The sequence below is a fragment of the Acaryochloris marina S15 genome, from assembly GCF_018336915.1.
In the GTDB taxonomy this organism is placed as follows: Bacteria; Cyanobacteriota; Cyanobacteriia; order Thermosynechococcales; family Thermosynechococcaceae; genus Acaryochloris; species Acaryochloris marina_A.
This window is the reverse complement of sequence record NZ_CP064923.1, coordinates 181917-208514: the sequence shown is the minus strand read 5'-3', so window position 1 is coordinate 208514 and position 26598 is coordinate 181917. Positions and strand designations below refer to the sequence as shown.

The window sequence follows — 26598 nt, the reverse complement described above, 5'->3', positions numbered from 1 at the left end:
TAAATCCCTTCATTCACTCAGTAGGGTTGAACAGATGAGTTTATGCAGCCTATATCGCTAGCTCGTATTTAAAAGATGTAAAAGTCAGCCTAATAACGTGTTGCCATATCCCGGCCTTTTAAAAGGTTGATCTCATGCTCGGCAGGCATATCTCGCCGCAGATGGTGGAAAGCGGAACATCCTGTGATCCGTCCAGTCTATGGCATGATGACGGCAGACAAAATCGTATACACCATTACTTATGCAGCTCTTTGATTGGATTATTGTCGCGGCCTACTTGGTGTTTACGCTTTTCGTTGGCATCTATTTGTCTCGGAAAGCATCCGGTAGCCTAACTGATTTTTTCGTATCGGGTCGTTCTTTACCCTGGTGGCTGGCTGGGACCAGTATGGCTGCAACAACCTTTTCAATCGATACCCCTTTAGTAGTAGCAGGCTTAGTCGCAACTAAGGGCATTGCTGGCAATTGGCTGTGGTGGAGTTTTGGCTTTGCCCATATTGTCATGATTTATATTTTTGCAAGATTATGGCGGCGCTCAGAAGTCATTACTGACGCAGAGCTAACGGAAATGCGTTACGGCGGTAACACCGCAGCAGTTCTGCGAGGCACAAAAGCCTTTCTTTTTGCAGTACCCATTAACTGCATTGGCATTGGGTATGCCATGTTAGCCATGGTAAAAATGGTGGATGCCCTAGGCGTTTGGCAAAACATGGGAATTGGGGCAGACAGTAATCTCAAACTTTGGACGGTCGTCGCCGTTAGTATATTTGTCTTAATTTATGCCGGACTCTCCGGTTTATGGGGAGTGGTCGCCACTGACTTCTTCCAGTTTTTCTTAGCCTTAGTGGGAGCTTTGATTGTTGCTGTTGCAGCGGTGCGGCAAATTGGGGGTATCCAATTACTGGTCGAGCAAGCTCAGCAAGCCACGAATCATGATGTCCTGTCCTTCGTGCCCTTGAACTTCGGTGGAGACGGCGGTTGGCTGAAATGGAGTGAATCGGCCGGGATTAGTATTAATGCCTTTTTCGCCTACATCTTTCTGCAATGGTGGTCTTTCCGACGCAGTGACGGAGGCGGTGAGTTTGTCCAACGGCTAGCCGCAGCCAAAGATGAGCAAGAAGCCGAAAAATCAGCTTGGTTGTTCAACGTAATGCACTATGTGGTGCGAACTTGGCCCTGGATTTTGGTGGGTTTAGCTGCAGTGGTGCTGTATCCCGATGCCCAAGATCAGGAGTTAGGCTATTTCTTGCTGATGAGAGACTATTTACCTCAAGGGTTGCTGGGGCTAGTATTTGCCTCTCTAGTCGCTGCATTTATGAGTACGGTCTCTACCTCGATTAATTGGGGGGCGTCTTACTTAACCAATGATCTTTATTTGCGGTTTATGAATCCCCAGGCATCTCAAGCGGAACTCATCTCAGCAGGACGTGTTGCTTCTGTCTTAGTCACCGTGATTGGTGCGATTGCAGCCTTCTACTCTGACAGTGTGGTAGATGTCTTCAAACTGGTGATTGCTATCGGTACGGGACCAGGACTCGTCCTAATTTTGCGATGGTATTGGTGGCGAATCAATGCAGCAGCTGAATTAGCCTCCATGCTAGGTGGATTCATCATCGGTCTGCTCACCACTACCCTTCCAGTTCTAAAAATTGATGATTTTGGTTTGAAATTGCTAGTGACCACCTCAATCACAACCGTAATTTGGGTTGCCGCCATGTTGCTCACCCCACCAGAGTCTGAAGCCACGTTAAACAAGTTCTATACCAAAGTTCGCCCCGGTGGCCCCGGATGGACTCGGCAGCAATCTCAAACAGGGTTAGCTCCTTTACAGGATTTAGGCAAAGATGCCCTGCGAGTGCTGGCCTCAAGCTTAATTCTGTTTGGGTCTATGTTTACGGTGGGTGGCTTCCTGTTACTACAACCCATGACCGGCTGGATCTCATTAGTGATAGCCGTGATCGGTTGGATGTGGCTGCGTCAACTCAATAAATCCCAATCCCCACCCATGGCTAGACCGGGAACTGAGGTTCCCATGCCATAGCAGCACCCTGGTGATACGGCATGGGAACCCTATACCGGCTCACCTCAAAATATAGCGATTGATTCTATTTACACATTGTTGTTTGAAGACATCCGATCGACTAGAGGTTAAAAATTCTAGCTGGCTGGCGAGATCAGCCCACTCCGCCCGTTGTTGCCAATCTTCTGGTAAAGCCATGCCTCCATGTTCCAACCCGACCTTAATCTGCTGATATTGGTGGCTGGGGGTATGTCGGAGCAGATTGCCAATATCCATATAGGGCGTTCCCGAATGGCAATAGTCCCAGTCTAAAATGCCGCTGACTTGGCCGTTCTGGATCAAAATATTGGTGGGATTGAAGTCTCCATGAACCAGGTAAGTTTCTGCGTCTAATTCTTGGAGGAGGCTGGCATCTTGGCCCTGGAGTTGTTGCAATTGTTTTAGAGTCTTGAGACTCAACCAGCTCTGAACCTCAGAACGATCAAGCTGTCGCGCAATATAGCCTGAGAGTCTTCCAAAACCAAAGGGAGTGATCAAACCATCAGTCTGTAGCTGGCCAGGAGCTTTGAATTGGATCGCAGCAATATGGGCAAGCGCAGTGGCGGCCTTGTCCACATCTTCTGGGCAATCAGACAATAGCTTGCCGGGCAAAAACGATAATATTGCCCATCGTGGCCCTTGGGCCAACAGCTCAGGAACAGGGACCACATCCTTTACTAAATTAAAAATATAGGTGTCTTGCTCAGGCTTGCTTTGTGCGTACAGTCTGAGGATATAAATACTGTCATCACTCAGAGTTAATTTGTAATGGGTATTGCTTCTGCCAGTGGTGCATAGCTCGACAGTATGGATCGTGAGATGAGCACCGACGGACTGCAGAAATGGGCTGATTAATTCAGGATCAAACGATTGATAGGAGTGACGTCTATCTTCCATACTGAGTCCTGCTGCTCAATCATCCTGTCATGGGAGCCTAGGAACTCCTAACAACCCACTCATAACGGCATGATAGCAACGATAAACTTTTTTTATATTTTGACTGCTTGAATATAGTTTAAACTGAGGTCTTGAGAAGATTACCATTCCAAAACTTGCGTGGACTTAGCCCGATGACATTATTCGCGCAACGTCGTGACGAGGAAGTTCAATCGTGAAAAAGCTAGTTCGTGGTCTACAAGAGTTTAAGCAAAGCTACGTTGCTGAGAATCAAGGCCTCTTAGAAGAACTCTCTCACGGTCAAAAACCTCGCGTCTTATTCATTTCTTGCTCTGATTCACGGGTAGATCCCAACCTCATTACCCAGACAGATGTGGGCGAGCTTTTTGTTATCCGTAATGCCGGTAATATTGTGCCTCCCTACGGCGCAGCCAATGGAGGCGAAGGTGGCACCATTGAATATGCCATTGCCGCACTGGAGATCGATCAAGTGGTGATCTGCGGCCATTCCCACTGTGGAGCCATGAAAGGGCTGATGAAGCTGAATAAGCTGCAAGCAGATATGCCCTTGGTGTACGACTGGCTGCAGCATGCCGAAACCACCCGGCGACTCGTGACCGAAAACTACCCTGAATCCGCGGGGGAAGAGCGGGTTGAAATTTTAGTCGCCGAAAATGTCCTGGTACAGATTGATAATCTGAAGACGTATCCGATTGTGCGATCGCGGATGCTGCAAGGCAAACTGCAGATTTATGGCTGGATCTATCACATCGAAACCGGTGAAGTCCTGGCCTATGACGAGGAAACCCATACTTACATCCCCCCTCAAAGCCAGCTCTTAGACCCTCCTCCCAGCTTGCCTTCTCGACTAGAGCAATACCTGATTAGTACCCATGCCCCGCCTGTGGCCTGTGAAGTGCCTGCACCGCGTCTACAGTCTGCGTCTTCGGCTCCAGCTGCTTCGCCCGTCAATGGCACTCCTGCGGCAGATCGCATTCGTTCTCAGCTCAATGCACTATTGAAAGCGTCGCCGGATTCCTGGGTCGATGTAGAAGACCGCATGCGGTCCATGAGCAGACTCCTAGAAGATGCCCGCCATGAAGGCATGAGCGCCAGTGAAGCCCAGAATTACCACCATCAATTCTCGGAACAAATTCCGGTATGGCTCCGGCAAATGGGATAGTTCTTGGCGATTATCTCTACTCATGGCGACCAACAATCATACCGGTGATTTTCAATAATTTGCCTGTAAAGCTTTTTCACTCATATAACGGGTCTTCCTAGAAACAAGTGTTACACTTGGACTTCTTCTATTTCACCTCAATGTCTCTGCAGTAAGGCATTCAGCGTGGTGTAGTGACATCATTATGAGTTAAATTGCTTGCCCCTATGAGAGACCTCGATACCGCAGGGACTATTGCCCTTCTCAATCGGATTATGGAATTTGAATTGGCAGGGGTTGTGCGCTATACCCATTATGGGTTGATGGTAACGGGGCCGAATCGATTACCCATTGTGGATTTCTTTAAGTCACAAGCTAGCGAATCCCTGATCCATGCTCAGGAAGCAGGAGAAATCATCACTGGATTAGAAGGGCATCCGAGCCAGAAGATTGCTCCCATTGAAGAGACCAATCAGCATGCGGTCAGAAACTTGCTGCAAGAAAGTTTGAACCATGAGCAAATGGCCTTGAATCTCTACAAACAGCTCTTAGAGATTGTAGAAAACGCCAGCATTTACCTGGAAGAATATACCCGCACTAAAATTGGGCAAGAAGAAATGCATAATCTTGAAATCAAGAAGATGCTTCGCGATTTTAGCTGATGGTCTCTTGAGGGGTTAAGTCCCCGCAGAGAGATGTTATTTTGCAACGTTTCAGGCCAAGCTTTCTCCTGCTGATCTGGGCGAGATTATAGACCGGCTGACGATTTTGATAGGGGCTGCTTGTCGATGGTAAGAGGGAAATGTCCTTCTCCCTTGGATTGCACACCAGGCTGCATTCTTGCCATCGACATAGGTGTAAACATAACCTCGAAAATCGTGAGATCACTATCTGATGATTCATCTTTGGGCACTATGTGAAAGGGGTCAGCTAGACCGATAGACTGCCTGGGCCCATCCTCCTGCCAAAGCATGGATACAGATACACTATTGCAATATCATTCCTTTACTAATGCCGATGCAAGAAGCCATGGATGCTGTAGCCCTGCAACGACACAGTATCAAGTCCCTGTCCCGGTTAATGCCTCGTTTAGAAGTTCGCTATGCGGACCAAATTGATCAAGGTGCTTGGCAAAGCTATGTTCAGCGCATTAAAACCCACTTTCCCCGTTTATTTGGCTTGCTTTACCAGCTATATGGCCATCAGTATGACTTTTTCTATCATCTAGAACAGATTTTAGACTCCACAACCCAAATGTGGATAAAACGGCCCGATGAACTGAAGGCCTTGGACGTGATGCGAGAAGCAGACCCCCACTGGTATCAGTCCCATCGGATGGTGGGGGCAATGTGTTACGTCGATCTATTTGCAGGGGATTTGAGTGGCATCCGCGATCGCATCCCGTATCTGACGGAACTCGGTATCACCTACTTGCATCTGATGCCTTTATTCAAAACCCTAGAGGGCGACAACGATGGCGGCTATGCCGTGAGTAGTTATCGCGAAGTGGATCTTTCTTTAGGCACCATGGAGGAACTGGCAAATCTCGCCACCGAACTGCGGCAACATGGCATTAGTCTGGTCCTAGACTTCGTGTTTAATCACACGTCTGATGAGCATCAATGGGCGAAGCAAGCGATGGCAGGCGATCGCGAGCATCAGGAGTACTACCGGATGTATTGCGATCGCGAGCTACCCGATGAGTTTGAACAAACGGTTAATTCAGTTTTTCCCGATGAGCATCCGGGTTGTTTTACCTACCGCACCAAAATTCGCAAATGGATTTGGACGACCTTTTGTAATTACCAATGGGATCTGAATTACGAAAATCCCACGGTGTTTAGCCATATGGTTGAGGAAATGCTGTTCCTAGCCAATGTGGGGGTCGAAGTGTTGCGGCTGGATGCTGTAGCATTTTTGTGGAAGCGGCTAGGGAGTACTTGTGAGAATCTACCGGAAGCCCATCTCCTGATTCAAGCCTTTAATGCGGTGTTGCAAATTGCGGCTCCCGCGATGGTCTTCAAATCGGAAGCGATCGTCCATCCTGATGAAGTTGGACGCTATATCGGTGAAGAGGAATGTCCCCTTTCCTACAATCCACAGTTGATGGCCCTGTTGTGGGAAGCCCTGGCAACTCGGAATACCCAAGTGTTGCGCCACGCAATGCAGAAGCGGTTTGACTTGCCAGAAGGCTGTGCTTGGGTCAACTATATTCGGTGCCATGACGACATCGGCTGGACCTTTTCGGACAATGATGCCTGGGAACTCAATATCAATCCATTGCACCATCGCCAGTTCTTGACGGCGTTTTATACCAATCGATTTGAAAATAGTTTTGCCCGTGGCCTACCGTTTCAAGAAAATCCAGACACCCAACTCGCCCGTATTTCGGGAACCACGGCTTCTCTTTGTGGTTTAGAGAAAGGTCTCTATGAACAGGATTCAGCCCAAGTAGAGCTGGCCATTCGGCGAATTTTGCTGCTGCACGGCATTTTATTAACCATCGGGGGCATTCCCCTCCTGTATTTAGGCGATGAGCTAGGCATCCTCAACGACTATGACTATGGTCAGTCACCGGAGAAGGACGGAGATAGTCGATGGGCCCATCGACTTGCGTTCGATTGGGCAAGGGCTGACTCGCGCCGTAACTCAGAAGAAGTCTGGGGGCAAATCTATTTGGGACTGCTGCGGCTCATTAATATTCGTCAGCAAAACCGGGCGTTTACGGGGTCAGAAACGGTTTTGATGGATCCAGGGAATGATCATGTGTTTGGCTATTTCCGCCATCATGATGATCAAAGTGTGTTGGTGCTCGGCAACTTTACTGAAAATGAGCAGGCCATTGTAGGGAGACGGTTACGGCTACTAGGTATGCGCAAAACCTTTACGGATATTGTGTCGGGAACCACAATCACCGCCACCCAAAAGCTGATGTTGGATCCTTATCAATTTATGATTTTGATTGGCGTTCGATAATGGCTACCAGGTGTAGGGTGACATCAATGACATATAAATATCGAGTCAACATAATCACCATCTGGCTAATCCAAGAGCATCCGTCTCAAGCAGCCAAGCAAAGAGTCATAACTATGATGCTTGAAGTGTTGCAAGCTATCTTGCCAAGAAGATGAAACCTGTAAGCATTAGGCAAATATTGGCTCTCAGTAAAGAGCACATTCAGCTTTTGCCGCAGTTCGCTCATCTCCTCACCTGAGAGTTTGCTTGTTACGATGACAGGAGTGGAGAATAACCGGTTCGCATTCAAACATTGTGATTGTTGAAAAAACTCTAGAGCTGCTGGAGTGGGAGCGCTTATGCCAGCACCTGTCCACCTTTGCGGCAACCAAGTTAGGCGTTTCTGCAGCGGTCCAGTTGGCGCTTCCTGAAACGGTTGGCACCAGTGAAACCTTATTGCAGCAAACCCAAGAAGTTTACGATTTAGAAACTCAACTGCTCACGTCCCTGACCTTTGAAGGGATTTATGACATCAGCGCAGCTTTGGCGCGATCGCAACGCCAAGGCATCCTTAGTGGTGAAGAACTCCTGCAAGTCGCCACGACCCTATTCGGTAGCCGTAACTTACGCCGAATCATTAATCGTTATCCAGAATTAGCCAGCCTCAATCAGCTGGTGGCCGACCTGCGGACCTACCCAGAGCTGGAGCAAGAGATTCGCCACTGTATTGATGAACAAGGCGAAGTTGCCGACCGGGCCAGCGAAAAATTGCTGGGCATCCGTCAACGACAGCATCAAGTTCGTAATGAGGTGCAAACCATCTTGCAACGGCTGTTGCAGCGTAAGGGAGCAGCCTTACAAGAACGGCTGATTACCCAACGCAGCGATCGATTTGTGGTGCCCGTCAAGGCCCCCCAGAAAGATGCCGTGCCAGGGATTGTCCACGATACCTCCACCAGTGGTGCCACCCTCTACATTGAACCTAGGGCGACAGTGGAGTTGAATAATCGTCTACGGCAACTGACCCGACAAGAGCAGGTCGAAGCCGAAGCCATTCGCCAAGCCCTAACGGCAAAAATTGCAGAGGTTCATGTCGATCTAGAAACCCTAATTCTCATTGTCACTGCCGTTGATTTAGCCACGGCTCGGGCGCGATATAGCTATTGGCTAGGGGCAAATCGACCTCGGTTTGTAGACCGCAATAATAGCGAAACCTTAACCCTGCGTCGGTTGCGTCACCCCCTGTTGATCTGGCAACAGCAACATGAACAAGGGCCAGAGGTGGTGGCCATTGATGTCACCATTCAACCCCATATTCAGGTCGTGGCGATCACTGGCCCCAATACGGGGGGAAAAACCGTCACTTTAAAGACTCTAGGGTTAGCCACGATCATGGCCAAGGTGGGGTTATTTGTCCCAGCCCAAGAGCCTGTGGAACTCCCCTGGTTTGATCAGGTCTTGGCGGATATTGGGGATGAACAATCCTTGCAACAGAGCCTATCCACCTTCTCCGGTCATATTCGCCGAATTCAGGATATTATTTCGGCCTTAAGCGATCAATCTTTGGTCCTATTAGATGAAGTAGGAGCGGGCACAGATCCACTAGAAGGGAGTGCCCTAGCCATTTCCCTCCTCCGCTATTTGGCAGATCATGCTCAGCTCACCATAGCGACCACCCATTTTGGTGAACTCAAAGCGCTCAAATATACCGATGCCCGGTTTGAAAATGCTTCCGTAGAATTTGATGATGCCACCTTGCAGCCTACCTATCGGCTGCTCTGGGGGATTCCGGGGCGCTCGAATGCCTTAATTATTGCCCAACGATTGGGATTGAACGAGCAGGTGATTGCTCAAGCCCAAGCCCAGATGGATGGCGAGACGGATGATGTCAATCAGGTGATTGCCGGGTTAGAAACCGAACGTCGCCAACAGGAAACCAAAGCTCAAGCGGCTGCCAAGCTATTGCAAAGTACCGAACAGCTGCATCAACAAGTGTCTAAAAAAGCATCTGACTTGAAAGTCCGTGAACAAAAACTGCGGCAACAGCAGGAACAGGCGGTGCAAGAAGAAATTCGGCGAGCTAAGCAAGCGATCGCACAAGTGATTCGCGACCTCCAACAACAGCCCAAATCAGCCCCCGCTGCCCAGGATGCCACCCAACGCCTAGAGAAAATCGCTAACCAGCGGCTCCCCTCTCGCACCAAACCCAAAGCGCCACCCCCCAAAGGGTTTCACCCCCAGGTGGGGGATCGGGTTCGCATTCCCAGTATTGGCCAGAAAGCAGACGTAATTAAGGTGACGCCTACCCAGGAACTGATAGTCCAGTTTGGGATGATGAAAATGACCGTCAAGCCCACTGAGGTGGAGTCCTTAACGGGCGAGAAGGTCGCGCCACCACCCAAGCAAACTGATAGTGCACCTAAAAAAGAAGACAATACACCTAAAAATTCTGCCCCCATGGTTCGCACCTCCCAGAACACCTTAGATATCAGGGGGTCTAGAGTGGCCGATGCGGAAGTGGTGATTGAAGATGCGATCGCAAAAGCTCAAGGCCCCCTATGGATCATTCACGGGCATGGGACCGGCAAACTTCGTCTAGGTGTGCAAGCTTATCTTAAGCAACATCCCCTGGTTTCTCGTTACGAATTCGCGGAACAAGCCGATGGAGGGAAAGGTGTAACTATTGCCCATTGTGGTGTTTAAGAGGGCTGCTCTCTAGCGACTCAAACAAGAGGCTGTCATCTTTTGTAATAAGATGTTAGACCTCACAAGGATTTAGGGCAACCTAGGAAAGCATTTTCTGGGTGTTTTGTGTGAAAATTAAGCCTTTAACCTGATTCCCGGACTTGATTGGCCCCTGCTGAGGATTGCTATCTATGACCAGCCAACCTAGCACCCAGGTGAAACAACCATGGTTGAACCCTACTGCTGTGCAAGCCAGTATGGATCACCATCCTCTGGTTGTTCCCCCTCAAGCCAGTCTCAAGGAAGTGGTCTTGCTGATGAGTCTGGGGCGGGAAGGTCAAGCCAAAGGCGATAACCGCCAACGCTTCAGCTATGTCTTAGTCCAACAGCAGCAGAAATTAGTGGGCATTTTGACGGAGCGAGATATCGTTAAGCTCAGTACAACAGAGACAGACTTTAGCCAGATCAGCGCCTCAAAGGTCATGAGTCCGGAGCCATTGACCCTCCTGGACACTGAGCTACAGGATATTCTGACCCCTCTTTCTATACTCCAAACCCAAAATATCCGTCATTTACCGATCCTGAACGCAACGGGTGGATTGGTAGGGGTTATTACCACAGAGAGCATTCGTAAAGTCTTAGAACCAACCATGTTGCTGAAGTTGCGGCATGTGAGTGAGGTGATGACGCCAACCGTAGTGACGGCCCCTCCCACAGCCAGCATCCAGCAAGTGGCCCAAAGAATGGCGATGTACAAAATGAGTTGTGTGGTGATTGTCCAACAGCAGTCTCAAGGCAGCAGAATTAAGCCCTTGGGCATTGTCACCGAGCGAGATATCGTTAAATTCCAAGCCCTCAGCCTCGACCTCCGCACAACCCTGGCGGAAACGGTTATGAGTCAGCCCTTAGTTTGCCTCAACTTAGATGACAAGCTTTGGGATGCCCATCAAACCATGCAGAAAATACAGGTTCGCCGCCTCGTGGTGATGGGACAGCAGGGAGACTTAGCCGGCGTTTTAACTCAAGCCAGCATTTTGGCTGCCCTCAATGTACCCGAAGCGCATCACACCGCCGAGGTTTTGCATCAGCAGGTAGAACAAATTCAAGATGAGCGGATCTTATCGTTACAACATCAAAAAACAAATCTCGAAAAACAAGTCGAGGCCGATGCGGCCACCTTATATTTCTGCCAAGAACGCTTTCGAGTCATGTTCGAGCAAGCCGTGATTGGCATTGCCCATGTCAATCTGCAAGGGCAAGTGATGTTGGCCAACCAAAAATTCTGCGAGATATTACACCAAATACAAACCCAAGTCTGCCATCATCTCGTACATGATGTGCTTCAGATGCCCCAGGGAGCAGAGAACTGGCAGGAGAAACTACAATCCCAACAGCAAGACTCTATTCAGCTGGAACATCACTATCGGCATCCTCAAGGACATTCAGCCTGGCTGGATTTGACCATATCCTTAGCCATAACTGCCACAGGGGCTCCCGATTACTTCATTGTGATGGTGCAAGATATTAGTGATCGCAAACAAGCCGAACTGGAACGTCAACAGCTCAATCGAGAACTAGAAACCCGAGTTTCCCTGGGTATATCTGCCTTCCGAGCGAGTGAGAAACGCTTTCGAATGTTGTTTAATGCTGCCCCTGATGCGTTATTTGTCGTTGATTTCCACGGTGTGATTCGCCGAGTCAATCAAGCGGCTATCCAACAATCAGGGTATAAAGTCTCGGAACTATTAGGTAGCTTAATCAAGACCTACTTTAACGACAGCAGCCAAGTCGAGTATGAGACCTATTTAGCTCAGTTGATTGATCAGGGTAGTTATCGTCAAACCCTTGAATTTATCTGTAAAAACGATACGACATTAGTCATTGATTGCTCCTGTACTGTGGTAACGGATCCCACCAGTCAAGATCCCTATATCCTGATGGTCCAGCGGGACGTTAGCGATCGTGTCCAGGCAGCAACTGCCTTGCGGGAAAGTGAGCAACGGTTTCAACAAATGGCGGACTGTGCTCCTGTGCTGTTATGGATATCAGGGATAGACAAACAGTGCACGTTTTTTAATCAACAATGGCTTGAATTTACAGGACAGACCATGGCCCACGAGCTGGGCAAGGGTTGGGCTGAAGGGATACATCCTGAGGATCGACAAACATCTCTAGACATCTGTACGGCTTCCTTTGATGCCCGTGAACCCTTTTGTATGGAATATCGGCTCCGGCGGCATGATGGAGCCTATCGATGGCTGATCGATATGGGTACCCCTCGCTTTTTACCCAATGGTGACTTTGTCGGCTATATCGGTTCCTGTGTAGACATCACCGAACGAAAAGTTTTAGAGGATAAGGTCCGCTCCAGCGAAGCTCAGATTCGGGCCGTCTTTGATGGCATGACGGATATTGTGTTCGTGTTTGATACCGAGACTCAGCAAATTAATGCGATTCCCCCCTCCCTCGTCTCGCCAGATATGGTAGAGATGATCAATCAAACGGCGGAAGTATTGCTGCTCGAAAATGAGCAAGCTCAAGCCTTTCACGACCATATTCAGCAAGCGATCAACGACCAAGAAACCGTTACCTTCGAGTATCAATTGCCCTCGACCTCAGTACCGACTTGGTATGTGGCCAGTATTACGCCCCTGTCTCCCACGTCTGTCATTTGGGTGGCCCATAACATCACAGACCGCAAGTATATGGAACAAGAACTATTCCAAGAGAAAGAACTTGCCCAAGTGACCCTGCAATCGATTGGTGATGCGGTGATTACGACGGATGCCCAGGGCCAAATTCGTCACCTCAACGCCGTGGCTGAAAAACTAACGGGGTGGTCCTGTTTTGAGGCTCAAGGACATCCTATTCATGATGTCTTTCAGGTGGTCGATGAAACGACACGCCGCCCTGATATTCAGCTAATTGATTCCGTATTGATGACAGGAGAAATTGCCATCTCTGAGCATCAAGCCCTTTTGATTGCCCAGGATGACCAAGAATATGCCATCGATCATTCGGCAGCACCGATTCGCGATCGCAACACCCATATTCTCGGTATCGTCGTAGTCTTTCGAGATGTCAGTCAATCTCGTCAGCTCTCCCAGCAAATGACCTGGCAAGCCAGCCATGACTCCCTCACCGGGTTAGTCAATCGCTATCAATTTGAACAGCTGCTCCAGAAAGCCCTACACTCTGCCCATCGCGATCAGCTACAGCATGTCCTTTGCTATCTCGATCTAGATCAGTTCAAGATTGTCAACGATACCTGTGGTCATGCCGCAGGGGATGAACTCCTCCAGCAGGTGGCAGAACTCTTCAAACACACCATTCGCAGCACCGATGTTATCGCTCGTTTAGGAGGGGATGAATTTGGGTTGCTGCTGCACCAATGCTCAATGGAACGGGCCCAAGTGATTGCAGAACAGCTCCGGCAGCGCTTACAAGCGTTCCGCTTTAGCTGGAATGAACAAACCTTTAGCATTGGCCTCAGCATTGGTCTAGTGGCCATTAATTACGATAGCCACAATCTGTCTAGCCTCATTAGCGCAGCCGATGCCGCCTGCTATGCGGCCAAGGCCCGAGGCCGTAATCGCATTCACGTCTATCAGCTCGATGATTTAGAACTCGTCCAACAGCGGGGAACCCAGCGGTGGAGTCGTCGCATCAAGCAGGCTTTAGAAGAAAATCGGTTTCGCCTCTATGGTCAGGCCATTGTCCCCACCGATCCCAATCAATCTGAGATCCACCAATGTTGTGAGGTACTCCTCCGCATGGTGGATGAGCAAGATCAGGTAGTCAGTGCCGCCACCTTTATTCCTGCTGCTGAACGCTACAATCTCATGCCGGAAATTGATCGCTGGGTGATCAGTCAGTTTTTAGTGGATCACTTTAACCCTCCCCAAATGGCCAAAACCGGAGCGGATCAGCCTTTACCCTATATGATCAACCTCTCTGGAGCCAGTATTGGGGATGAGCAATTTTTGCAGTTTCTACAAGAGCAGTTCCAGCGTTATCCCCATGCTGCCCCTCAAATTTGTTTCGAAATTACGGAAACAGCAGCTATTTCTAATCTCAATCAAGCCATTACGTTTATTAATGAACTCAAACAGTTGGGCTGCAAATTTGCCCTGGATGATTTTGGCAGTGGATTATCGTCGTTTGCCTATTTGAAGACCTTACCGGTAGATTATCTGAAAATCGATGGTCACTTTATTGAAGATATGGCCAACGATCCTGCCACTCAGGCCATTGTGGAATCGATCAACCACATTGGCCATGTGATGGGCTTGCAAACGATTGCAGAATCTGTCGGCGATCTCTCCACCCGGAAAAAGCTACAGACCATGGGCATAGACTATGTCCAGGGATATGGCATTGCCTTGCCCTGTTCCCTTACCTATGCCTCATAGCTCAGGCCAGACTCAGGGTTTAAGAGTCTCCTTCCGTTTGCACCAATTGGTCTAGCCAACCCTCAACTTTGTCTTCCCAATTCTCTCCGACGCGAAAACTGCGATTGGCTTGTTCCATCAAAATCCCTTGATCCACCAAGCGACTGAGGGATTGCTTGAGCCGCTCATTGCTATGGGGCAGGCGACCATCTTTCTTCGCCAACCGAACATAAAAGAACAAGGACATAAACCGACCATAGGAATTATGCTCTGGATCAGTTTCCTTAAAAGCACTTTGCACCTGATCGAGGATAATTTTCCACTGTTCACGGGTGAGAGGGCCAGAATCTTGAGAGCTAAATTCAGACTCCGCTTCCGGATCTTCTTCCGGCAAAAACAGTTCTTTAAATCCTGCTAGGGTTTTAATTTGGACTTGTCCAGCCGTAGCTGCCGCATCAACAAAGGCACTGAAGTTGGTAAACGAAGCAGCATCCGGACGGGTAATCGACGCCACCCCGGCATAGGCGTATTTGACATTGGCCCGCATCAATCGATCAACCGCCCCAAACCGGGTACTTTTACCTTGATCCCGTGCCAGGTTAATGGCTGCGAGTAAGCAGGCAACGGCATCCTCATAGCTAATGGATTGGGTGAGTCGTTTGGTGGGAGTGGTCTCTTCGGTCTCTTCAGTATCCAGCTTCTCTAAATCAATAAATTCATCGGCACTGAGTAACAGCTGATTACTAGCCACTTCAGCTCGTCCAATCAGGGTCACCCGTTTTTTTAGGGTTTTTAAGGCATTCACCAAGGGTACAAAATCACGATCGCCTGTAACGATAATAAAATGTCCAACATCGGGATATTGATAAGCCGTATTTAAACAATCAACGGTCAATTTGACATCAACTGCATTTTCTTTGCCCGTTGAAACATGGATGGGCTCAAACCCTAAGCTATACAGGGCCTGAACTAAAGATTCTTTTTCCCGTCGCCAGTTGGAGTAGACGATTTTCAGCCGCGTATGGCCTTGGGATTGAGAATAATCCACTAAAGATTCAGCCAGGGGAGCCTGAATCCCTTGGGCAGCAATTTTGACATTTTCATAATCCCAAAAAACAGCGACCTCACTGGGTGCCGATTTGGACACAGGGGTTGAGGGTACAGGCGGTGAACTCGTCTGAAGCGGCATCTGAATCTGAAGGTGGCTAGCACTTGCCAGGGCTGCACGGCGGCGATCTTCAGTGGCGATCAGTCCTGTGGCATAGGTTGCAGAAAGGGCTGCCAACCCTGTAACGGAGGCCCGCCGAGTATCACGGTCTGATAGATAGGTAACCCCAAATGCGATCGCAAAGGCCAAAGGACCTAATCCTAGAATCAATCCTTGTTTACTAAGTTGAACCATTGATATCTAGATTCCATGACTTTTACCAATCACCCAGTGCCGACGGAAAAACCGAGATAAGTCCGCTTCTTCCATCGATAAATAAATCGGTCGTCCATGGGGGCAAGTACGTGGATGGCGGGTTTGTTGCCATTGATCCAACAAGTTTTGCATCTCCAACAGATTGAGGGCCATGCCATTGCGAATGGCACTCCGGCAAGCGGTGGCAGCTAAGGCTGCTTCAATACTCTCACATTGACTGAGTTCAATCAGTGCCGCTTCGCAATCAGAGCGTTCTACCAGACGTTGAGGAGCCGAGCGAATGGCCCATAGCTGATGGCCAAACTCAGCAATATCAATGCCGATATCCGTGAGTTGCTCCACCTGTCCCTCGGTTAAATCCCGCAGCATCAGGGGTGGAGTCAAGGGCACTAAATGCCAGTCCTGTCCCAGCTGTTCGTAGAGCACCCGCTCATGGGCGATATGCTGCTCCACCAGCCAAACCCCCGTCGGATGTTCAGCCACAATATAGGTACAGTGCAATTGGGCAATGGCCTTGAGGATATTAAAGCCGGAGTCGCTCGCCGCTTGTTCAGGCTGGGGAGACAGTATCGATGGCTGCTGTAAGTGGTAGACCCCTTTGGCCTCCGCCACTTTCATCAACTGGCGAATTTTCTGGGTATGGCCCGAATCCCTAATATCAGCAGGAATTTGCAGCGCCTCCTGAATCGTCGTCGTAATAGCAGGTCGCCACTGGTCTAAGTGCTGAAGATAAATCTCTGTTTTAGCGGGATGTCGATGCCAATCCACATGCTGGGGGTCGGCATGGAGGTGAATAAAGCATAGGGGATGGCGATGGCGGGGTAGGGTTTGGCGAAACGCCGCTAGAATAGTTTGCTCCAAGGGATGAGACTGGCCCGCATCTTCACCACTGACTTGGACACAGCGACCATTGACCGCCACCTTCACCCAATCCGGGCGATGGCGATGGCAGCGATCGGGCAAGCCCAACACAACTTCTACAGCATTGTCTCCCGGTAGATCGGGAATTTGGAAGCGATGATGGCATAAATCCCCGGGTCGCAGGGTCGCCAGTAACTGGGGAAGAATATCCTGAGCCACCTCGGCTGGGGCAATACTAAACCACAAGCGATTATTTTGCTGAACCTGCCAGGTGACCTGGGGGTGACAGAGGGCATGGTTATGGATGATGGTTTGCACCCCCCGCATTTGTCGCGCTGGATCGGGGAGGGCTTGTTTGCGGGTGGGCCAGTCCTGAAATAAATCGGCAACGGTGACGACGGTACCGGTTGCGATCGCAACCGTCTCTTGGGCCACCACATGGCCCTGGTGATCATACCGAACTCGGCATCCCTGGGCCGTTCCCATCGGTCGGCTGCAAATCTCTAACCGCCCCATTTGAGCCAAACTATGGAGGGCTTCACCTCGAAAACCGAGGGTATGGATATCCCACAGATCTTCTTCTCGCTGCAGTTTACTGGTGGTGTGGGGAGTGGCAGCTTGCGCTAAATCTGCAGCAGTCAAGCCTTGGCCATTATCAACCACCTGAACCCGCCAGTCTTGGGGCCAAAGGGAAATGCTGATACGATCGGCTCCAGCATCCAGGGCATTATCCAACAGCTCTCGCACCACAGCCCCCAGAGAATCAATCACCTCTCCTGCCGCAATCCGGTGAACTAAATCAGTTCCCAGGGGTTGAATCTGAAGATCGGGGGCGCACTCTACCATCTCAACAGGGTACTGGCGTTAGAAAGTGGTGGATATGCTGTAGATAGGTGGCGGTGTCTTCCAGCATGGGAAAATGCCCTGTTTGGGCCATCCTCACATAGTCAATATTGGGATTCAAAGCTGCAGCCTCTTCCCCCGAGTCAGCTGGGACAATCTGATCCTTATCCCCTGACACAATTAAGGTTCGTATTTGGAGCTGGGCAAACTCTGTAGCCATCGCCATTGCCACCGCCTCACTCACAGCAGACAATAAGGTGCCCAAAGCAGCAACCGCATCTGCACTGACATAGTCTGATACAAACCCTCGACGTTGGTCAGCAGCGATGGACCGATGGAGGAAGCGAGCCATAAATAGTCGATCTAACAGGGGCACTTGGGCCAGCCAGCGAGGCCGTAACCGCACCACCCACTCGCCCACCTGATGAAACTGACGGAATTCTTCCTCATCATATTCAAACAACCCACTACAGGCGAGAATCGCTTGCTGAACTCGCTGAGGATATTGGTTAAGGAACAAGGCACCAATCGTCGATCCCATGGAATGAGCTTGGAGAAACACCTGTGGAACATCCAAAGCATCCAACAGGGCTGCTAAATCCTCAACATAGGATTGAATCGTATAAGTCTCAACTGCTCTAGAAGCCCGAATCAAATCTTGAGACTGCCCAAATCCACGAAGGTCATAGAGTAAACAATCAAAGTTGGTAGCCAGTGCTTGAGCAACTGGCCGCCAATAGCGACTTGAGCCTCCCCAGCCATGCAGAAAAACCATTACAGGCTTCTCAGATCCCAACTGACGAGGTTCCTGACTCACCCACTCATAGTAGTGATCATGACCGCGAATGAGAACCTGAGGCATGGAGTTTGACCGAAACGAACTTATGCAGATTCTGGGGTCGAAATTGCGGCAGGATGCACTAACAGCTCAGCCGTCGACCGCTGTTCCACCATAGAACGGGTGATCAAACATTGGGTTAGCTCTTTGCGAGATTGAGACGGCAGCTCATACATCACGTCCAGCATAATCTCTTCGACAATGGCTCGCAGCGCTCGAGCTCCCGTTTTGCGTCGATAGGCCTCTTGGGCGATGGCACGAATCGCATCGGGCTGAAATTCCAGCTCTACACGATCCATCCGCAATAGTTTTTGATATTGCTTTACCAAGGCATTGCGCGGCTCAGTCAAAATCTGACATAGCACATCTTCATCTAGGGCTTCAATTACAGACATCACCGGGATTCGACCTGTAAATTCAGGAATCATCCCAAACTTGACCAAGTCTTCAGCTTCTAAATCCCGCAGCATATCGGCAGTGCGCTGCTCTTTTGCTTTTGGTTCACCTTGGATGAACCCCATGGCTTTTTTACCAGTCCGCTGCTCAATAATTTTGTCAAGACCTACAAACGCCCCACCGCAGATGAACAGAATATTGGTGGTATCAATTTGAATGCAATCTTGGTATGGGTGCTTCCGCCCCCCTTGCGGAGGAACATTGGCTACCGTTCCTTCCAACATTTTTAATAGAGCTTGCTGAACCCCTTCACCGGAAACATCTCGGGTAATAGAAGGATTTTCACTCTTGCGCGCCACCTTATCAATTTCATCGATGTAGATGATCCCTCTTTGGGCTTCATCTACATCCAGATCAGCGACCTGCAAAAGCCGTAACAAAATATTTTCAACGTCTTCGCCGACATAGCCAGCTTCCGTCAAAGTCGTGGCATCTGCCACTGCAAACGGAACATCGAGCATTTGGGCCAAGGTCTGAGCCAACAGAGTTTTGCCACATCCTGTGGGGCCAATCAACAGAATGTTAGATTTTTGTAATTCAATCGCATCATCCAACTCAGCAACAGAGTCTGCCGATGCCTGGCTAATGCTCAAACGCTTGTAATGGTTATATACGGCAACGGACAAGACTTTCTTAGCTTCGTCTTGTCCGATGACATGTTCGTCTAAATATGATTTAATATCTCGTGGCTTAGGGAGCTGGTTGAGCGACAGTGGAGCAGATTGAGACCGTTTACGCTCTGCCACAGGTGCTCTACTCGCAGCAGGCATGGTGCTTGCAGTATCAAATAGCTCTTCATCTAGAATTTCGTTGCATAAATCCACGCATTCGTCGCAGATATAGACCCCCGGCCCAGCAATTAACTTACGAACCTGTTCTTGAGATTTACCACAAAATGAACATTTGAGATGGGAGTCATATTTAGACATGGCTTTCTCTTAGTGGACTTCACTGACGGCTTCAGAGTGGTTAGGAAGATTTTGTCTAGTGAGGACTTGATCAATCAAACCATATTTTTGTGCTTCTTCTGCGGACATAAAGAAATCTCTCTCGGTATCTGCCTCAATCCGCTCAAAAGGCTGGCCTGTATGGCCTGCCATGAGATGGTTGAGGTTGCTCTTAAGATACAAAATTTCTTTAGCTCGAATTTCAATATCTACAGCTTGACCTTGAGCACCGCCCAAAGGCTGATGAATCATAATTCGTGCATTTGGTAACGCCATGCGTTTGCCAGCAGTACCTGCACATAAAAGGAACGCACCCATACTAGCTGCTAAACCAAAACAAATGGTACAAACATCGGGGCGAATATGCTGAATTGTGTCGTAAATAGCCATTCCTGCCGTGATCGAACCGCCAGGTGAATTAATGTAAAGGTAAATATCTTGCTCAGGATTTTCTGATTCCAGGAAGAGGAGTTGGGCCACAATTGCATCGGCAACGGCATCATCAATGCCGCCTCCGTTGGCAGAGCCTCCTCCACCCAAAAAGACAATCCGCTCACGCAATAAGCGAGAGTAAATATCAAAAGCCCGCTCCCCTCTGCCAGACTGCTCAACAACCATCGGTACAATATTGCGAGGCGGCATATAGGTAGGACTGGACTCACCAGACAGACCAGGATAGAAGTGATCAGAAGAATGAGACAAGTTCATGGACCTCAACGTTAATCGTATCAATGGGTAGTGTTAGGGATATCTAGGTGTCGGGCTCTACAGCAACTACCCGCTCACCATATCAACCAGTTATATTATGCCTTAACTCTTTTGGAAAAAGCTGCCCTCGTAGTTAAACTGCCTGGCAACCCGTTATTCAGCATCAGAGTTTGAATCATCTTCTTTGGGCTTGGCAGATGTTTTTTTCGCCTTAGTAGACGTTTTTTTAGTTGTTTTTGCAGTTGAACGCTTAGCTTTTGTACTTGTCTTCTTGGCGGCTGATTCATCCTTGGTCTCATCGACCGCTTCCTCAGCTTCTTTAGCTGACTTAGCTTTTTTTGTAGATGTCTTTTTTGCTACCGATTTAGCAGTTTTTTTAGCTTCAGATGATTCTTCTTCAGCAATAGGAGCGTCTTCCTCTACTTTAGCTGCTGACTCCTCAGCATCCTCCTCAGGTTTTGGCTCAACCAATTCCACATCAGAATGCTCAGTTAACCAGGAAACCACCTGCTTATGTAGCAACTCATCTTCAACAACAGCTTCCAAGCGATCCCGATCAATCTCTTGTCCTTGCAGATCTTTTAAAATCTCTTGACATCGCTGTTCAATAGCATCCGCTTCAATCTTTATCGATTCCGCTTTAGCCACTTCAGCCAAAGCCAATGTTCGCTTCAAGCGAGGAATCGCATCAGACCGCATTCGCTCCTTCATCTCCCCCAACATCTCTTTAGTCACCAGCTTATTGATGTCTAAACCATTAGACTGCAAGCGACTGAGGGTCTCTCGAATCATGACATTCAGCTCATCATCGATCATGCTTTCAGGCAGATCAACATCTAGCTCTTCAATCAAGGCTTCTAGCAGGGCTGCTTCTACATTGGCATCCGTACTGTCTTGGGCCTCTTGCTGATATTGATCCTCTAAAAACTGGCGCAATTCTGCTAAAGTCGCAAACTCGCTCACATCTTGGGCAAAATCATCGTCTAAAGGTGGCAACTCTTTCGCCTTGATATCCTTGAGATTGACGGTAAATTCGGCTGAGCGACCGGCCAATTCATCTTGGAAATATTCTGGAGGGAGCGTAACTGCAATATCCTTGGTTTCCCCAATTTGCATGCCGATGATGCCGTCAATCAAATCGTCGATAAACTTCCCTTTCACGAGTTCCAGTTGAAAATCTTGGACAGACTCCCCTTCGGGAGTCTCACCTTCTTCATCAGCGTCTGACTCACTAGGCAAAAAGCGGCTTTCAAAATCGACGAGGGTGACATCGTTAGCAGCTGCAGCTCGATCCTCGACGGGAACCAAGGTCGCATTGGACGATCGATGCTCTTCTAGCACTTCATCAACCTTAGCGGCCTCATACTCTATCTTTTCAGCCGTAACTTTAAAGTCTTGATACGTCTTGAGTGTGACTTCAGGAGGAACATCAACACTAACGGCAAACACAATCGACTTGCCCGGCTCAAACTGAGCGGCGAGTTCATCAAAGGACGAGCGGAACTGAACGTTACCTAACGCTTCAATATCTTCTTGCTTGACCGCAGCTTCAAAATTCTTTTGTACTAAATCTTCCAACGCAGAAGCTTTTAATTGATCTGTGCCAAACCGCTGGAGAATAACCTGCTTAGGTACTTTACCTTTGCGAAAACCAGGAATATTAGCAGATCGCATGAACTTCGTAATCACTTGTTCATACGCTTGACGCGATTGCTCAGGAGAAATTTCTATTTCCAGACTGATTTGACTGCCAGGGAGCTTTTCCTGTGTTACTTTAAGTAGCTCTTTAGTTTTAGACAAATCGATTCCCTCTCCCAGCGGACCAAAAATAATGTGTGAATAATATAACTAATCAAACAGGGTTGTTTGATATTGGTAGAGCTATTCTAATTCAAGTTGTGAGTGCAGCTAAACCTAGATTAACCAATTTTGCATCAGTTCATGTTCTTAATGCGTTGCTAGCAAACGATATAATTAGTTCTAACTGGGAACCCTAGTGAAGTATAAGCGTCTGACCTTTCCTCACACGATCTTCTAACCACTTCGTCCAAAGTGACTCACCTAAGGGCATAAAATACATCAAAAATTTCAAAGACCGGAGGTTGATGCCCTAAACTAGAGGGAAAGGTTACTTAAGGCAAGACGCAACATCAACAGTAGCCCTTCGATTTCCCACAAGCTTCGAGCCATACTTCAAAGCGGCCCAGCTAGCATTTGTGCAACCAAGACTTTCCAAACTGAACTTTCTTTGATAACTATCCTGAACTTACACATTGAACTATTTATTTAGCCCTTTAATTACAGACGCTGGAGGAATCAAATTTGGGTCAAGCATATAGAGTAGCCATATTAGGGGCAACTGGAGCAGTAGGTGCAGAGCTTATTACCCTACTAGAAGAACGGGATTTTCCGCTATCTTCTCTCAAACTACTAGCGTCTCATCGTTCAGCTGGGCAAACCCTTACGTTTAAAGGAGAAACCATTAAGGTTGAGGAGGTTAGTGAAGCAGCCTTTCAGAATATAGATTTAGTTCTAGCATCAGCAGGTGGTAGCGTTTCCAAAACCTGGGCGCCTAAAGCAGTGAAGGCTGGAGCAGTCGTGGTTGATAACTCTAGCGCCTATCGGATGGATCCTCAGGTTCCCTTGATTGTGCCTGAAGTCAATCCTGATGCCGTGACTCAACATCAAGGAATTATTGCCAATCCCAATTGCACCACTATTCTGATGAATGTCGTGGTGTGGCCATTACACCAGTTACAGCCTGTACAACGAATTATTGCTTCAACCTACCAGTCTGCGAGTGGTGCAGGAGCGCGGGCAATGGAAGAGGTGAAAGTTCAAGCCCAAGCAATGTTGAATGGTGATGCGCCGCCCACAGAGATCTTCCCTTATCCCTTAGCATTCAACTTATTCCCCCATAATTCTGACTTGAATGCGAATGGTTATTGCACTGAAGAGATGAAAATGGTGCAAGAAACCCGCAAGATTTTTAATGTTTCTGATTTAAGAGTATCTGTCACATGTATCCGTGTTCCAGTCCTTAGAGCCCATTCAGAAGCCATTAATTTAGAGTTTTCTCAGCCTTTTTCAGTTGAGAAAGCCCGGTCGATCCTACAGGATTCTCCAGGGGTAAAGTTGGTAGAAGATTGGCAAGCGAATTATTTTCCTATGCCGATTGATGCAAGCGGACGTGATGAAGTTCTCGTGGGTCGCATCCGTCAAGATATTTCCCATACCAACGGCCTAGAGTTGTGGTTAAGCGGCGACCAAATCCGGAAAGGCGCAGCGTTAAATGCGGTGCAAATTGCAGAATTGCTGGTAGAACGACAACTGTTGAAACCAGCTGCTGTGGCGTCTGCCTAAGCGTACCCGTGCTGGGCTTGTTGTGCAGCGGCAAACGCCAATTCATAGTCAAACTATACCTGCACACCATCTCTGTGGAAGGAGCAAGAGTGAGGGTCATCTCACCCAGCATTCTAAAAGCATCAATACAGCTTGTTAAGCTTAATCACCCATGAAAACTGGAGTTTGCCATTTTTCGCATGAGCACATTGAACATTAATATCGGAGCGGACAGCGCGTGACCTTCTTCGGACAGATTCTGACAGCCATGGTCACCCCTTTTACTGATACTGGGGAGATGAATTTTTCTGTGGCCGAAGCGCTAGCCATCCATCTTGCCGATCACGGCACAGACACCCTTTTAGTCTGCGGCACGACAGGTGAGTCACCCACCTTAACGTGGCAAGAAGAATATGAACTGTTTCAAGTGGTTCATAAAGCAGTTGCCCATAAAGCTAAAGTTATGGCGGGAACTGGTTCTAATTCCACCCAAGAGGCCATTGAAGCAACAAAACAAGCTGCAAAATTAGGACTAGATGGTGCATTGCTGGTTGTGCCATACTATAACAAGCCACCACAAGACGGCTTATACCAACATTTTCGTGCCATCGCGGAGGCGGTTCCTGATTTCCCGTTGATGTTATACAACATCCCGGGCCGTACAGGACAGAATTTGGAAGCTGAGACAGTCGCTCGATTGGCAGAAATTGGCAATATTGTGGCTATTAAAGAAGCCAGTGGCAACCTTGATCAAGTCAGTCAAATTCGTCGTTTAACACCACCTGAGTTTTCAATTTACTCTGGAGATGACTCTCTGACCTTACCTTATCTATCCGTTGGTGCTACAGGCGTAGTCAGCGTAGCCAGTCATTTGGTGGGGGAATTGCTTAAAAAGATGGTTATTGCTTTTGCGGCAGGGGAACCGCAAGTCGCAAAAGAGATTCACCTTAAATTACTCCCTCTATGTAAAGCATTGTTCGCAACCACTAATCCCATTCCAGTCAAAGCGGCGCTTCAATTACAAGGATGGCAAGTTGGGTCCACACGCTTGCCTCTCCCTAAAGCTCCTGATCAAATCATTCAAAAATTGCAAGAAACCTTAACGGATTTGGCATTGCTGTAGGAATAGAGCACCTCCACACCCAAATGCTCCACAACAAGATCAATCGCAATTAAATGCAGGCATTACAGCGTCTGCCCATTACATAACAAAAGACTTTATAGCTAAGGAACCATATGACGGAAACTGAAACGCAACAAGCCCTCAAGATTATTCCTTTGGGTGGCCTTCATGAAATTGGCAAAAATACCTGTGTTTTTGAATTTGAAGACGAAATTATCCTAGTAGATGCTGGGCTAGCATTTCCCACTGATGGCATGCACGGTGTCAATATTGTGCTGCCAGATATGACCTATTTGCGTGAAAATCGCCACAAAATCAAGGGCATGATTGTGACCCATGGTCATGAGGATCATATTGGAGGCATTGCTTTTCACTTAAAGCAAATTGACATTCCAGTCATTCATGGCCCCCGACTGGCAATGGCCTTGTTGCAACGGAAGCTAGAAGAAGCAGGTGTTGCTGGCAAGACAGAGCTAAAAACAGTTGCCCCCCGAGATATTGTGCGCTTAGGCTCTCACTTCTTTGTGGAGTTTATTCGCAATACTCACTCCATGGCGGATAGTTTCACCGTCGCTATTCATACCCCTATTGGGGTAGTGATTTTTACAGGGGATTTCAAAATCGATCACACCCCAGTAGATGGCGAGAACTTCGACTTACAAAAGTTAGCGGAACATGGAGAGCAAGGCGTATTATGCCTGATTAGTGATTCAACCAATTCAGAAGTGCCAGGTTTTACGCCCTCTGAACGCTCGGTGTATCCCAATTTGGAGCGGGTGTTTTCCCAGGCAAAAGGGCGCTTGTTGGTGACAACCTTTGCTTCGTCCGTACATCGCATCAACATGATTTTAGACATTGCCCAAAAACAGGGTAGAACAGTGTCTGTTGTCGGCCGCTCTATGTTGAATGTGATTGCCCATGCTCGAAATCTGGGTTACATCAAATGCCCCGATAGTCTGTTTGAGCCCTTAAAAGCAATTCGGAATCTTCCAGATCATAAGATTTTAATCTTAACCACAGGTTCCCAAGGGGAATCAATGGCGGCCCTATCTCGGATTGCTCGTAAGGAGCACCGTCAAATTCAAATTCGCAAAGGCGATACCGTGGTCTTTTCGGCAAACCCCATTCCAGGGAATACCATTTCGGTCGTCAACACCATTGATCAATTGATGATGCAGGGTGCCAACGTTATTTATGGTCGACATCATGGCATTCATGTCTCGGGGCATGGTTGCCAAGAGGATCAAAAGCTGATGTTGAACTTAACTCGCCCCAAATTCTTCTTGCCAGTCCATGGTGAGCATCGCATGTTAATTAAGCATTCCCAAACCGCCCAGAGTATGGGGATTCCTGAAGAAAACATGGTGATCATCAATAATGGAGATATGGTGGCGTTGACTCCAGACTCCATTCAGATTGATGGGAAGGTTCCTTCTGGGATTGAGCTCATGGACCGAGCAGGTATCTTGAAAGCTCATGTGTTGGAGGAACGTCAACGCCTAGCAGAAGATGGGCTGGTGACGGTCGCTGCCACAATCGGGCTGGATGGTCAACTCTTGACAGCACCTGAAGTTCATTTGCGAGGGGTAGTCACTACCATCGCCATTGATAAATGGCAGGCATGGGTACAAAGTGCTGTTGAATTAGCGTTGAGAAACCGCTGGGACCAGTATAATCAGGCAGATGATCATTCAATAGACTGGGATGGTCTTAAAAGCTATATTGAACGGGAGCTACAAGGCTTATTAAGGCGGGAACTCCAAACCAATGCTACTTTGCTAATGCTTTTACAACATCCACAACAGCCAGCCGGCTTGAAAGCAGATTATGCAGAGAGACGTAAAGTAACGGTTGCACGTTAAGTTTCAGATAGCCTGGCCTAGGCTGAGTCATCTATATACTTTGCCT

At 48.4% G+C, this 26598-nt stretch carries 16 protein-coding genes; 9 read left to right on the top strand and 7 right to left on the bottom strand.

Going from position 1 to position 26598, the window contains the following annotated elements; all coding sequences use genetic code 11:
• Positions 1–241: 241 nt before the first annotated feature.
• Positions 242–2041 (top strand): sodium:solute symporter family protein, encoded by a 1800-nt coding sequence (locus I1H34_RS01710; protein WP_212664056.1) that lies wholly within the window; start codon positions 242–244, stop codon positions 2039–2041.
• 39 nt (positions 2042–2080) lie between these two features.
• On the opposite strand, the gene I1H34_RS01705 is transcribed toward I1H34_RS01710, so the two are convergent.
• Positions 2081–2956 (bottom strand): aminoglycoside phosphotransferase family protein, encoded by an 876-nt coding sequence (locus I1H34_RS01705; RefSeq protein WP_212664055.1) that lies wholly within the window; start codon positions 2954–2956, stop codon positions 2081–2083.
• Between the two features lie 214 nt (positions 2957–3170).
• On the opposite strand from I1H34_RS01705, the gene I1H34_RS01700 reads away from it, so the two are divergent.
• From I1H34_RS01700 to I1H34_RS01680, 5 genes are all read left to right on the top strand, one after another.
• Entirely contained in the window at positions 3171–4139 is a 969-nt protein-coding gene (locus tag I1H34_RS01700; protein ID WP_212664054.1) for a carbonic anhydrase, read from the top strand.
• 206 nt (positions 4140–4345) lie between these two features.
• The gene (locus tag I1H34_RS01695; RefSeq protein WP_212664053.1) at positions 4346–4780 is read left to right on the top strand and encodes a ferritin-like domain-containing protein; all 435 of its coding nucleotides are present in this window, start codon (positions 4346–4348) and stop codon (positions 4778–4780) included.
• Between the two features lie 349 nt (positions 4781–5129).
• Positions 5130–7094, top strand: coding sequence for an amylosucrase (locus I1H34_RS01690; protein WP_249369705.1), 1965 nt, complete (start codon positions 5130–5132; stop codon positions 7092–7094).
• 294 nt (positions 7095–7388) lie between these two features.
• Complete coding sequence (locus I1H34_RS01685; protein WP_212664052.1) at positions 7389–9776, top strand: endonuclease MutS2; 2388 nt, start codon at positions 7389–7391, stop codon at positions 9774–9776.
• A 173-nt stretch (positions 9777–9949) separates the two neighbouring features.
• Positions 9950–14170 (top strand): PAS domain S-box protein, encoded by a 4221-nt coding sequence (locus I1H34_RS01680; RefSeq protein ID WP_212664051.1) that lies wholly within the window; start codon positions 9950–9952, stop codon positions 14168–14170.
• Between the two features lie 19 nt (positions 14171–14189).
• On the opposite strand, the gene I1H34_RS01675 is transcribed toward I1H34_RS01680, so the two are convergent.
• The 6 genes from I1H34_RS01675 to tig form a co-directional block, all read right to left on the bottom strand.
• Positions 14190–15551: an NYN domain-containing protein gene (locus I1H34_RS01675; RefSeq protein WP_212664050.1), complete on the bottom strand. Its 1362-nt coding sequence runs from the start codon at positions 15549–15551 to the stop codon at positions 14190–14192.
• A gap of 6 nt (positions 15552–15557) precedes the next feature.
• Positions 15558–17279, bottom strand: a complete 1722-nt coding sequence (gene mutL, locus I1H34_RS01670) for a DNA mismatch repair endonuclease MutL (RefSeq protein ID WP_212664049.1) — start codon at positions 17277–17279, stop codon at positions 15558–15560.
• Position 17280: 1 nt separating this feature from the next.
• Entirely contained in the window at positions 17281–18138 is an 858-nt protein-coding gene (locus tag I1H34_RS01665; protein ID WP_212664048.1) for an alpha/beta fold hydrolase, read from the bottom strand.
• A gap of 20 nt (positions 18139–18158) precedes the next feature.
• Positions 18159–19499 carry an ATP-dependent protease ATP-binding subunit ClpX gene (clpX, locus tag I1H34_RS01660; RefSeq protein WP_212664047.1) on the bottom strand — a complete coding sequence of 447 codons (1341 nt, stop codon included), beginning with the start codon at positions 19497–19499 and terminating at the stop codon, positions 18159–18161.
• Between the two features lie 9 nt (positions 19500–19508).
• Positions 19509–20225 (bottom strand): ATP-dependent Clp endopeptidase proteolytic subunit ClpP, encoded by a 717-nt coding sequence (gene clpP, locus I1H34_RS01655; RefSeq protein ID WP_315874856.1) that lies wholly within the window; start codon positions 20223–20225, stop codon positions 19509–19511.
• A 153-nt stretch (positions 20226–20378) separates the two neighbouring features.
• Positions 20379–22025, bottom strand: a complete 1647-nt coding sequence (gene tig / locus I1H34_RS01650; RefSeq protein ID WP_212664046.1) for a trigger factor — start codon at positions 22023–22025, stop codon at positions 20379–20381.
• A gap of 522 nt (positions 22026–22547) precedes the next feature.
• On the opposite strand from tig, the gene I1H34_RS01645 reads away from it, so the two are divergent.
• The 3 genes from I1H34_RS01645 to I1H34_RS01635 all read left to right on the top strand — a co-directional run bounded on the left by I1H34_RS01645 (position 22548) and on the right by I1H34_RS01635 (position 26552).
• Positions 22548–23588, top strand: a complete 1041-nt coding sequence (locus tag I1H34_RS01645; protein ID WP_212664045.1) for an aspartate-semialdehyde dehydrogenase — start codon at positions 22548–22550, stop codon at positions 23586–23588.
• Positions 23589–23805: 217 nt separating this feature from the next.
• Entirely contained in the window at positions 23806–24690 is an 885-nt protein-coding gene (gene dapA / locus I1H34_RS01640) for a 4-hydroxy-tetrahydrodipicolinate synthase (protein WP_212664044.1), read from the top strand.
• Between the two features lie 113 nt (positions 24691–24803).
• The gene (locus I1H34_RS01635; protein WP_212664043.1) at positions 24804–26552 is read left to right on the top strand and encodes a ribonuclease J; all 1749 of its coding nucleotides are present in this window, start codon (positions 24804–24806) and stop codon (positions 26550–26552) included.
• The last annotated feature ends 46 nt before the right edge of the window (positions 26553–26598 follow it).